Genomic DNA, 12,029 nt, shown 5'->3' on the forward strand with positions numbered 1-12,029 from the left:
AAAACAGGATTACTGTCCCTAGTAAACATTAAGTAGGGTGTGTTACAGCTATGCAAGTATTTGGGAGTTCGAGAGAGTGAGAAGTAGCCGTAACGCACCTTGTTTATCGGTGCGTTAAGCGTTGCTATAATGCACCCTACAATTTAAGGTTTACTTTATCAATCATCTTTTAATCAATTACTGCTAGCACAGCTTTTGGTAATAACTTATCTTTAAACCAAACAATTTTCGCCGGGACATTATTTAATTTCACCCCCGCCTTTTCTAAATTCAAGCGCTCAGAAATTGCTAAAATCAAGTCGTCACGTCCAGCACGCCGCACCTGAGAAAACTTCTTTTGTAAATATTCTGGTCGCCAATAACCGACAATTTCTAACAAGTAGTTACGTCCATCAGGATGCACTAAGCGAAAATCGGGAATCATCACGCTACCAGGAATCGGAACTAAATCAACTTCTCGCTCTAATACCCAATCAGTTTTGAGTGCATCCCACTTATCAGCAAAAGAGGCTTCTAGCATACTATCGTAAGGCTTACCTTTGGAGTAGTGAGATACTAAACCGCATTCCGAATTGAGGGTAAAACGTCCTGTTCTCCAAGTATCGGTGTAGACATCGCGAGTTTGTAAAATAGCCGAAAGACTCCATTTTGTCACATGCAATAAAGCTGGAATGAGTTTAGCGATCGCCAACCCATACCGCGTACTAGGATTAAATAAACTAGTCGGCCCATCAACCGTAATTGTAAACCCATGATCGGCATCGCCTTCAATATAAGCCATCAGTTGAAACAATTTCAGATAGCGAAACAATAGCTTATATTCTCCCGGAACATTGCGATGAGCATTTAAAACTAATTTACTCGCTTTATAAAATATTCCCTGCACCTGAGACAAGTTATATCGATTTAATAAATCTACTGCTGGAGGTGCTTCAAAAGTCGTTAAAATTTTATTTTCAGCTAAGTCAGCATATAATCCATCACGAACCTGTTGTAGTAAAACTTCTCGCTCTAATTCTTGACTCAATTCATCAGCAACTTTTAGCAGAGTAACTTGAGTAGATTCATGACTAGGAACCGATTTTGCAGCCAAAGCAAATACTCTTTCTCTTAATATTTGCGGTTCTAGAGGACTCACTACCTCAAAAGTACAAAAACTACTTTTGAGAATATAAGCTAAACCCCGCTTGACTCGATAATCTGTTGCATCTCCTTCCAAATCTGAAAGTAGACGTTCTAGCTCGCCTTGAGTCTTACCCATTGCGGCTTGAAAACAAGAAATTAATTCATTTGCTAACGCCAAATTTTTATCATCAATCTTCAATCTCTTCGGGATGATTTCCTCTCCGTTTTGGCGATGACTCAGTAACTCCGTTGGTAACATTTTTATTCTTATCTTTTGCTTTTGAATTTTCGACTGAATAATTTATTTCTAACTGTTCCGCAGCTTTATCACTCCTTCCCTTCCCACTCCCATAAACAACCTGCAAATTTCCTTTCTTCTCTCCGCGTTCCAGCGTCCCCGCATCCCCGCGTCCCTCCCCTCTCCGCCGCGCCGAAGTTCTCTCCTCGCTCGTATCTTCCGCTACTACCTCATATAAAATTGCCTGCTTATTTTCAACATTTCCCTTACGTAACACTCTTCCCAAACGTTGAATATACTCCCTAGTCGAACCAGTACCAGATAAAATTATGGCCACAGAAGCCGCTGGTACATCAACCCCTTCATTCAACACATGAGAAGCAATCAAAGTATTGTATTCACCCTCCCGAAATTTCGTTAATATTTCATGCCGTTCTTTCACCGGAGTTTGATGGGTAATTGCCGGAATTAATAACTGTTGAGAAATGCTGTAAACCGTCGTGTTATCAGCTGTAAAAACTAAAATTCTTTGCGGATAATGTTGTGCGAGTAGATCGGCTAAAATTCGCAATTTTCCATCAGTACCCAAAGCAATTTCTTTAGCTTCGCGGTGCGCTAACATTGCTCTGCGTCCAGCTTGCGATCGCGCACTCATTTGCACGAACATTTGCCAACCTTGAATACTTCCCAAAGAAATTTTTGATTGTCTTAAAAAATCATTGCGGGTTTGAATTAACTCGTTATATCTTTCTCGCTCTTGTTGCGATAACTTCACCTTGATTTGGACGATTTCATGTTCTGCTAGCGCCTTCCCTGCCAAATCTTCAGCGCGTTTGCGATATACTTCCGGGCCAATCAAAATATTTAAGTCTGCATGTTTGCCATCAGTGCGTTCTGGCGTAGCCGAAAGTCCCAAACGATAGGGTGCGATCGCATACTCGGCAATTACCCGATTAAAATCTGTTGGTAAATGGTGACACTCATCAAAAATTATCAAAGCATATTGATTGCCCAACGCTTCCGCGTGAATTGCTGCGCTGTCGTAAGTTGCAACCAGAATTGGAGTCTTATCCCGCGAACCACCCCCCAGCAACCCTACCTCCGCATCAGGAAACGCCGCTACCAAATGTGCGTACCACTGATGCATCAAATCTAGCGTTGGTACGACAATTAATGTGCTGCGCGGTGTCGCCTGCATCGCCATTTGTGCTAAATAAGTCTTTCCCGCAGCCGTAGGTAGCACAACTACCCCCAGCCTTCCCGCTAACTTCCAAGCTGCTAATGCTTCACTCTGGTGGGGATAAGGTTCCATTTCCAAACCAGCAACCAAATCTAGCGGATAAAACTCCTTCGCCTCATCCACAAAGTTAACCTCTTCCGCTTGTAATGCTTCCACCAAAGAGCGGTATCTAATCGCCGGAATCCGAAATTTTTCTACCCGATCGTCCCATGTAGCATAGTCCATCCAGCTTTTACCGTGTGGTGGTGGATGCAAAATTAATGTGCCGCGATCGAAAGTTAATGTAGGAGTGCGAGCCATTTTAATAGGGATTGGGGATCGGGGACTGGAGACTGGGGAAAGGGAAAAATAATTCCTTTGCGCTTTTCCCTTTCTTCACTAGTACTTAGTCCCTTGATTACTAATAACGCAAAACGTGCATGATTCTTCTGAGCAACTCCGACAAAACATGTAGCGCTGAGTCAGTTGTCAATTGTCGTTGGTAATGGGTAATGGGTAATTAGTGACAAAAAAGGGGAAAAGGGAAGAAGTTTGTTTAATTTCTTTTCCCCTTACTCCTTACCCAATCCCCAATCCCCAGTCTCTCTTTAGATAGATTCACAGCAAGTAATTGCGCTCTGTAGATTGTCCAGATGCAAAATAGGTGTTGGGCGATCGCATTTTTTAACTAATTTTGGGAATAATCCCTTCAGCTAGTTGCACCAAAGGAGAAGCCGCCTTGAAACGAATACACCCTAGGCTCAAACTCTACGCTGTAACATTATTGGCTGTTGGTAGCGCATTTATATTGACATTTTTGCTAAAATCACTGCTGACATCAACCATTTTTCTGCTATTCTTTGCTGCTGTGGCGGTTAGTGCTTGGTATGGCGGTATGGAAGCCGGACTGTTGGCTATTGCTTTATCTAGTTTACTTGTAAGCTACTTTTTTCTAGAGCCAGTGTTTTCGTTTTTCATTTATAGCTTAGACAGCAAGTGTCGCTTAGGCTTGTTCGTAATGGTAGCAACACTCATCAGCTGGTTGAACTCTGCGTTACGTACTGCGAAACAGCGTCTAGAGGAAAGTATGCAGCAGTTACAAGCAAGCGAGGCCAAGTTTAGATGCTTGGTAGAGTCCGATATTATTGGAACGATCGTAGCTGATATGAGTGGAGCGATCGCTGAAGCTAACGATGCTTTTCTGAAAATGGTAGGTTACACGCGCCAGGATCTGCTAGCAGGAAGGGTACGATGGTGCGATATGACACCTCCAGAATATCAGGAAGCAGACAATCGCTCCATTACCCAACTCAGAACCACAGGCGTGTGTCAGCCTTTTGAAAAAGAATATATCCGCAAAGATGGTAGTCGCGTACCCGTCCTCCTGGGTTCTGCCTTGTTGGACAATAATCAACAAATTATCGGTTTTGTCCTCGATTTAACTGCTCGCAAGCAAGCAGAAAATGCCCTGCGTGAAAGCCAAAGCAGATATCGTGCTTTAACTAATGCCACTATCGAAAGTGTTGTAATTCACGAAAACGGCAAAATTCTGGATGCCAACCCAGCTTTTGCCAGAATGTTTGGCTACGAAATTTCCGAAGTAATTGGTATGCCAGTAGCAAATTTTTTAACACCAGAATCGTACAAAATTTGTCAGGAGACTGTCCAATCTGGCGACGAAAAGTATTATGAGGTAACTGCCTTAAAAAAAGATGGCACAAATTTCTTTTTAGAAGTAGTAGTAAAAAGCTACACATACCAAGGTCGTCAGGTACGAGTATCAGCTGGACGTAATATCACCGAACGCAAACAAGCAGAAGCTGCGTTGCGAGAGAGCGAAAAGCGCTTCCGCAGGCTGGTGGAATCAAATATTTTTGGCGTTGCCTTTAGCAACTTCAATGGTAGTTTTCACTACGCCAACGATTATTTTCTGAACATGGTAGGCTACACTCGTGAAGAAATGCTGGCAGGTCAAATGCGCTGGGATGCCATGACACCGCCAGAATACCTAGATTTAAATAAAAAAGGGATAGAAGAACTCCTCAAGTATGGAGTTGCTACTCCTTTTGAAAAAGAATACATCAAAAAAGATGGTAGCCGCGTCCCGATCTTAATTGGGGTTGCTTTATTACAAGAACCTTACGATCGCCATCAAGAAATTATTACCTTTTGTCTGGACTTAACTCAACAGCAAGCCGCACGGCAAGAACGCCAAAGAGCAGAACAAGCCTTGCGTCAACGAGAAGAAGAACTGCGGCTGATTACCAATGCTGTACCCGTTTTTATTTCTTATGTCGATACCCAGCAACGCTACCGCTTTAATAACAAGAAATACGAAGAATGGTATGGAATTAGTGCCTCAGAAACTTATGGCAAGCACATTCAAGAAGTTGTAGACGAAACAGTATATCAGTCGATTCGTCCTTATATAGAACGGGTATTGTCAGGAGAACAAGTCACTTACGAAACCCAACTACCTGATAAAGATGGCACAATCCATTATGTCATCATCACTTACGTTCCCCAGTTTAATCAAGAGGGAACAGTTGAAGGATTTGTGACGTTAATTAGCGATATCACAGAGCGCAAACGCTCAGAAGCAGCACTGAAAGCCAGTGAAGAACGATTTCGCAAACTCACAGAAAAAGTCCGCGTGATTCCTTGGGAAGTAGATGCGACTACAGGAAATTTTACCTATGTAGGCCCGCAAACTGTTGAGATTCTCGGTTATCCCCTAACAGACTGGTACGCTGATAATTTCTGGGAGGAACACATACATCCAGAGGATCGAGAATGGGCGATCGAGTATTGTATAGAATCTTCTCTGACATTAGATAATTATGAATTTGAATACAGAATGTTGGCAGCAGATGGCAGAGTTGTTTGGCTGTATGACATTGTTAATGTCGTGCGGAATGGGCGTACACCAAGGCAACTACATGGGTTCATGATTGATATTACCGATCGCAAGTTTTCAGAGCAAGAACGCGAACAATTGCTCAAACGCGAACAAGCAGCACGCGCCTCAGCCGAAGCAGCAAACCGGATGAAAGACGAGTTTTTAGGTACGCTCTCTCACGAACTCCGCACGCCTCTCAACGCTATGCAAGGCTGGACGCAGCTATTAAGAAGCCGCAAATTTAATGAAACTACCACTGCCCAAGCTCTAGAGACAATCGACCGCAATACAAGATCGCTAGCGCAACTGATTGAAGATGTTTTAGATGTCTCCCGAATTATTAGAGGCACACTTCACCTGAAAACTCATCCATTAGAACTAATAGCAATTGTAGAAGCAGCAATTGATACAATACGTCCAGCAGCCGACGCAAAAGAAATTCGCATTGAGTGCAGATTTGACCCTGCTGTTGGGGTAGTTATGGGCGATGCCAACCGCCTGCAACAAATAGTCTGGAACCTCCTCTCTAACGCCGTCAAGTTCACATCCAAAGAAGGAATAGTCACCGTGCAACTAGAGCGGATTAATTCCGGCGTGCAAATTCGGGTGAGCGATACGGGAGGGGGAATTGCTCCAGAATTTCTGCCCTACGTATTTGAGCGCTTCCGCCAAGCTGATAGCTCAACTACACGATCGCATGGCGGGCTAGGATTAGGATTAGCGATCGTTCGTCACCTAGTAGAATTGCATGGTGGTACAGTCTGCGCTGAAAGTCCAGGAATTGGACAAGGGGCAACGTTTATTGTCAATCTGCCAATGAAAGCCATTGCTGTGGATGTCTCGAAACCAGAGCAGCTTTCACCCCTCAATAGCAGTGAACATTCTCATAGTCTGCCAACACTTAATGGCTTGCGAGTGCTTGTTGTCGATGATGAGCCAGACACCCGTCAGCTAGTCACTACAGTTCTGGGACAGTATGGCGCACAAGTCATGGCAGTTACATCCGCTTTCGAGGCCATAGATGCTCTGCAACAATTCCACCCCGATATACTTGTCAGCGATATTGGTATGCCACAAGAAGATGGCTACGCCCTAATTCGCAAACTCAGAGCGCTTTCCCAAGAGCAAGGAGGAAAAATTCCCGCAGTCGCTCTGACAGCGTATGCTAGAGCAGAAGACCGCACGCAAGCTTTATTAGCAGGATTTCAACTTCACGTTCCCAAACCAGTCAATCCCACCGAGTTAGCTGCCGTAGTTGCCAATCTTGCTGGACGTACTTGAAGTAGTGAAGAGTCAGTTGTCAGTTGTCAGGAGAATGGATTCTTCATTTTTAATTTTTAATTTTTAATTTTTAATTGATTTGTCTCGCTACCCTCCTGGGATATGCGTATAAAGTCCCTGACCTTGGGTATCGTAAATCAACAAAGGTAGATTGGCGTTATCACTAATGACTGCTAAGGCATCCTGTAAAGTTTGCCAGTGATTTGTAACACCAACAACAGGACTCGGATTCTGAGGATTGCTATTAGACAAGCTACTTTGCAGTACTTGTTGGTAATCAGGGGTAAGCGAGACGATAATTCCTTTGTCATTGATTGTAAAGGTGCAAATCCGAATTTCGCTCGTACAAGTTTTGTTGAGGTCAGTGCGGGTTTGTTGCCAACTACTATCGATTTGGAGCTTTTCTTGTGCTTGCTGGAGGGCAGCTGAGTAGGGTACTGTGAGACTTTGAGCTTGATTGTAGTAAGTACTATCTTGGGAAATCTGTTTAGCGGTCTGCAAAGCTTGAGTCCAGTATATTACTGCTGCCCGCCATTGGTTTTGTTGCTCGTAAACTTTGGCTTGTTTAGCTGTAGTCAGGGCTTGTTGGTAGCTTTTAGCTGCTAATTGTTCTTTAGTAGCGCGATCGCGTGCTGCTGCCAGTTTGGGTTTATAGTCCAATAACAGCTTTTGTGCTTCTTGGGATGCTGGGCTATTTTGAGGAATAACAATCAAAGCATTAATGGCAATTTGCCAAGTAGATTGCACTTTTTGCCAATCATTTAAGGATTTAGCATTAGCTTCCCGCTGGGTGGCTACGCTAGCTACAGCTTTTGCTGCTGTCAATTTTTTTAGCCATTTTTCTTGTGCGAGCAATTGCTGATTTACAGTTTGTAAATTCACGCGATATTTCATTAAATTCGGCTGTACAAATCCATAGAGTTCGCTATTAGGATTAATTGATTCTAATGGTGCGATCGCCTGCCGCCATAGGTGTTGTCTAGCTTGTAATTCCTCTAAACTATTGGCGGGTGTTTGAGTTTTTTGCCCTGCCGTCGCTGCCACCTGTAAAGCTTTTACCACTTGGCTAATTTTTTCTGATTGTCCAGACAAGCTTAGTTTTAGTTCTTCTGCTTGTTGATAATGGGGCGACCAACCAGGAATCGTTGTCAGATCTGCACTAGTTGCCTCTAGTTGCTTTTGTACCGTTACTAATTCATTTTCGGACTGAGCACGACTTATCTGTTGCCTGGATTCAGTTTTAAGTTTCTCGGCTGCTTGTATCTGTTTGCACTCAAACATCACACAAGGACGAGTTAACAAATAAACTCCACTGCCTAACACTAAAATTCCCACCAAAGCTGCACCTAGAAGAATCGGTTTGATTTGGCGACGTTTTGTCCCAGAAGTCAGCAAATCGGGCGTATCTGCTAGAGGATCGAACGGATCTTCTAGTTCCTCTTCCTGATTTTCATCGGTATATGCAAAGTCTTGAGGAGGAAATAACAATGAAGAAGATGAAGGAGATGAGGAAAATGAAGAGAACATTGCCTCCTCTGCTTCCACTGCTCCTCTATTCACCTGCTTTATAGTTAGGAAACGTTTACTGTAAGGTAGTTTATCACCAGAAATCCTGAGAAAACATTGCACTTGCTGCTCCCTATAGGTTGGCAGCGACTGAAGTACTTCCTCAAGAACTGCAAAGATTTGTTGGATGTCAACAGTTACACCTATTGGATGTTGAGTTAAAATCATCAACTCATCTTTGTTGACAGCACACTTGATTTGGAAAACTTCACCAGATGGAACTTCCGCAAGAAATTGCTCCTGCAAAGTTCTGGCTAAAAGCTCTAAATCTTCTTGTTGGACTGCTACTTTCATAGACCGTTCCTGCTGGTCTTCTATATTGTTTTTTTTATTTTTGAGCGAATGAAATGAAGGACTTTCGTTTGTTGAAGAAAGATGCACAGTTTAACCAACCATAGCCAGATAATTAAATAGACCAACTTTCTAACACAAATTCTCGCTTTTAACCAAAACTAAAAAAATCAGTGATTATTCGTATCTTGACGTTTCTACACTACTAGATACTAAATTTACAAATTTTACTTCAAGTAGAAATTACAAATACAAAATGGGAATAATAAGCTTTCTTCCTTTCTTTTATTGCTGGATTATGACCTAGATAAGAAGCTGGGATGAAAGACTGGAAATTATGGCTGAGAAAGAATTATTTTCATCTCTTATTTCTAGTTTTAATCCTTATGCCCCTGCAAAGCGCTTTGACATGGATAGTGGTTTTGTTTTATGCTGGCAGATTCACTGAAAAAATAAATTTCGTTTAGCAGACACATCCGTAACGATTTAATACCAGAGATTCATTTGCCTCATTTCTCGAATTCGATAAAATTAATTGACTAATGGAAAAATAAATTTCTATAGATGTTTCCAGTTTGATTTTGTAATTATGTGTTGTAGAAAACAAAAAACAGTAGAAAAGAAACATTAGGTAAGTATAACGATAAGGTGCATATCAATGGATTTATTAGAGTACCAAGTTAAAGAATGGTTTAGGGAAATAGGTATTCCCGTATTGCCCTCCCAGCGCATCGATCATCCTACAGATTTGAAGCGTTTAAAAATTCGCTATCCGATTGTACTAAAATCTCAAGTACATGCTGGTGAAAGGGTAAAAGCTGGTGGAGTCAGGGTTGTAGAAACAACCATTGATGCAGTTGCTGCCGCACAAACTATCTTCAATTTGCCAATTTGGGGCGAGTTACCAGAAGTTTTACTGGCAGAATCTAAGTATGATGGTCAGCAAGAATTTTATCTAGCGGTAGTTTTAGATACTGGAGTTTGCCGACCAGTACTTTTAGGTTGCAAAGAAGCGGATATCGATTGGGAAACCGCAGGGGAGAGAATGCAGCATGTTGTCGTTGAACAGGAATTTTCTCCTTTTTACGCGCGGCGACTAGCTTTGAAAATGGGTTTACAAGGAACACTAATGCAATCAGTCAGTAGTGTTCTGGAAAAAATGTACCAATTGTTTGTGCAAAAAGACCTAGACTTAGTGGAAGTTAATCCTTTGGCAATCAACGCGTCTGGGCAAGTTATGGCTCTCAATGGTAAAGTCAGCATCAACGAACGGGCTATGAATCGTCATCCAGATATTGTCGAGATAGCAGCTAAAATAACTGACACTCACAGTCATCATAACGGTAATTTGCGCGACTGGAACGGTTTAGAAAAACAACGAAAAGTCGGCATTTTAGGCAATGGCACTGGTTCGATAATGGCAACCTGCGATTTAGTCATCAGTGCTGGTGGCAAGCCTGGTAATAGTCTGAATCTGCGTCATGCTTTTGCTGGCGATACCTCACCAACTACCTTCTGCGATCGTTTAGCAAAAGGTCTGAACATCCTAGCTAATGACACAAGCACTAAAGTTATACTAATCAATCTCCTAGGTAGTATCGATCGCGCACAAGAAGTAGCTGAAGTCATTGCTGAATTTATACAACACGAAAATAGCGATCATGGCAGCCAGAACCACCGAGAATCTCATTTTCCCAGCTTAGTAGTTCGTCTTGCTGGTTCTGAGTTCAATATTATTAAAGATTTTTTAGCAACATTAAAAACTCAGGATGATGCACTAATAATGGTAGAAAATTTAGACGAGGCAGTGACACAAGCAGTTCGTCTAGCTAAGTCAGCTGTTTACAATAAGGTTTGACTAGTGTAGACAAATATTGAGTCGCGATCGAACTAATCAGGAGTCATATTGCAATCAAAAATTAAAAGTAAACAAGTAAAACAAACAAAGAATTATTCCTATGCCTCTTACCTTTTTACTAAAGTTTACTAAGGAGTTAAGAATTTTTCTCTTTGTCCCTTTGAAGTTCGCTCAGAGGAAACTAAGCTACTCGCTACCTTGCGATCGGCTCTACCCTTCGGGGTAGTTTCTCTTACCAGTGCCTGAAGCCGCTGGGTTGCCAAACTTACCATAATTTATTTATGAACTTAACGCCAGACAGCAAAGTAATTATCCAGGGTTTCAGTGAATTTATATCGGCAACTCATATTGCTCAAATGAAAGCTTATGGTACGAATTTAGTTGCTGCTGTCAATCCCGGATGTGGGGGACAGCAACTGTACGAACTGCCAGTATTTGACTTAATTGAAGAGGTTGTGACGCAATTTGAAGCAATTGATACAACAATAATTTGCGTACATCCTTATCAAGTACTGGATGCAGCATTAGAAGCGATCGCTTCTGGTATTCGCCAAATTATTATCATCTCTGGCGGCGTACCACCTTTGGATATGGTGCAATTACTTCGCAAAGCTGAAGCATGTGAAACCTTAGTAGTGGGGCCTAACAGTCCTGGAATCATCGTACCGGGGAAAATTCTCTTAGGCACTCAGCCAAACGAATTTTATACACCTGGCCCTGTGGGTATTGTCAGTCGCAGCAGCACCCTCACATACGAAGTTGCCCGTGAATTAACAAAAGCTGGTTTAGGGCAATCAATTAGTGTCAGTATTGGCAGTGATGCGATCGTTGGTTCATCATTTCTCCAATGGATGCAAATTCTTGATGAAGATGACACTACAGAGGCTATAGTTTTAGTTGGTCAGCCAGGTGGTGGTAGTGAAGAAGCAGCAGCACGATATATTACTGAAGCAATTGATAAACCAGTAATTGCATATATTGCAGGAAGACAAGCACTACCAGGCAAAAATTGGCATCAAACTGGAACTTTAGCTACGGTTATAGGGCGTACTCCTGACTTTGGCACTGCACAAAGCAAATTGGCTGCTTTCAAAGCTGCACATGTTCCTGTAGCCGAACGTCCTTCTCTAATTCCAGAATTGCTAAAGAAGGCGATTCGTTAGCAAAATATTTATCACTATTGCTCAGGCGTATCATCATAAGACTTTGCCAGCCATTTCAACATTAGAGGGTGTTTGAAAAGAGATTTAAACTACCCTTCTTACTCCTTATAATTATTCTTTTAGTTGTATATTTTATTTTCTAGAAGTCTCTTAAAAACTGGAGTTTAGACTAGTTCGCGGTGCGAAACCCAAAAGCCTTACAGTGATTGAGATAGAGAAAAATGTACTCAATCGGAAGGCAGACAATAGGTGTTACAGAAAAAATATCACATTGACAGAGAGTTCAAGATTATCTTGCTCCTTTTTGGTGAAATGGATGAGCAAATGACTCAAATTGACCATCTGCTCTGTGATGACAACCTGCTTGAGTTAATGGAAGCAGACTTGTC

7 protein-coding genes are annotated in these 12,029 nt (G+C 42.1%); 3 read left to right on the forward strand and 4 right to left on the reverse strand.

What is annotated here, in order from left to right; genetic code table 11:
- Nucleotides 1–169 precede the first annotated feature (169 nt).
- Nucleotides 170–1,384, reverse strand: coding sequence for a DUF790 family protein (locus I8752_RS12780; protein ID WP_214432698.1), 1,215 nt, complete (start codon nt 1,382–1,384; stop codon nt 170–172).
- On the reverse strand, nt 1,314–2,903 hold the full coding sequence (locus I8752_RS12785; protein WP_214432699.1) for a DEAD/DEAH box helicase: 1,590 nt from the start codon (nt 2,901–2,903) through the stop codon (nt 1,314–1,316). Before I8752_RS12785 ends, I8752_RS12780 begins: the two co-directional genes overlap by 71 nt.
- Nucleotides 2,904–3,321: 418 nt before the next feature.
- On the opposite strand from I8752_RS12785, the gene I8752_RS12790 reads away from it, so the two are divergent.
- Complete coding sequence (locus tag I8752_RS12790) at nt 3,322–6,762, forward strand: hybrid sensor histidine kinase/response regulator (protein WP_214432700.1); 3,441 nt, start codon at nt 3,322–3,324, stop codon at nt 6,760–6,762.
- An 87-nt stretch (nt 6,763–6,849) separates the two neighbouring features.
- Here the strand turns inward: I8752_RS12790 and I8752_RS12795 are convergent, their stop codons facing one another.
- Nucleotides 6,850–8,622, reverse strand: coding sequence for a hypothetical protein (locus tag I8752_RS12795; RefSeq protein WP_214432701.1), 1,773 nt, complete (start codon nt 8,620–8,622; stop codon nt 6,850–6,852).
- Nucleotides 8,623–9,277: 655 nt separating this feature from the next.
- On the opposite strand from I8752_RS12795, the gene I8752_RS12800 reads away from it, so the two are divergent.
- Nucleotides 9,278–10,477: a succinate--CoA ligase subunit beta gene (locus I8752_RS12800; RefSeq protein ID WP_214432702.1), complete on the forward strand. Its 1,200-nt coding sequence runs from the start codon at nt 9,278–9,280 to the stop codon at nt 10,475–10,477.
- A gap of 128 nt (nt 10,478–10,605) precedes the next feature.
- Here the strand turns inward: I8752_RS12800 and I8752_RS12805 are convergent, their stop codons facing one another.
- A complete protein-coding gene (locus I8752_RS12805) occupies nt 10,606–10,749 on the reverse strand; it encodes a hypothetical protein (protein WP_214432703.1) in 144 nt (47 codons plus the stop codon).
- 9 nt (nt 10,750–10,758) lie between these two features.
- Between I8752_RS12805 and I8752_RS12810 the strand changes: the two genes are divergently transcribed.
- The gene (locus I8752_RS12810; RefSeq protein ID WP_214432704.1) at nt 10,759–11,640 is read left to right on the forward strand and encodes a succinate--CoA ligase subunit alpha; all 882 of its coding nucleotides are present in this window, start codon (nt 10,759–10,761) and stop codon (nt 11,638–11,640) included.
- Nucleotides 11,641–12,029: the final 389 nt, after the last annotated feature.

The organism is Dendronalium phyllosphericum CENA369 (assembly GCF_016056275.1).
In the GTDB taxonomy this organism is placed as follows: Bacteria; Cyanobacteriota; Cyanobacteriia; order Cyanobacteriales; family Nostocaceae; genus Dendronalium; species Dendronalium phyllosphericum.

Bases quoted from the DNA above. Each gene is read 5' to 3' on its own strand.
- I8752_RS12780 (WP_214432698.1), bottom strand. From the start codon at position 1,384: ATGTTACCAACGGAGTTACTGAGTCATCGCCAAAACGGAGAGGAAATC.
- I8752_RS12785 (WP_214432699.1), bottom strand. From the start codon at position 2,903: ATGGCTCGCACTCCTACATTAACTTTCGATCGCGGCACATTAATTTTG.
- I8752_RS12795 (WP_214432701.1), bottom strand. From the start codon at position 8,622: ATGAAAGTAGCAGTCCAACAAGAAGATTTAGAGCTTTTAGCCAGAACT.
- I8752_RS12800 (WP_214432702.1), top strand. From the start codon at position 9,278: ATGGATTTATTAGAGTACCAAGTTAAAGAATGGTTTAGGGAAATAGGT.
- I8752_RS12805 (WP_214432703.1), bottom strand. From the start codon at position 10,749: ATGGTAAGTTTGGCAACCCAGCGGCTTCAGGCACTGGTAAGAGAAACT.
- I8752_RS12810 (WP_214432704.1), top strand. From the start codon at position 10,759: ATGAACTTAACGCCAGACAGCAAAGTAATTATCCAGGGTTTCAGTGAA.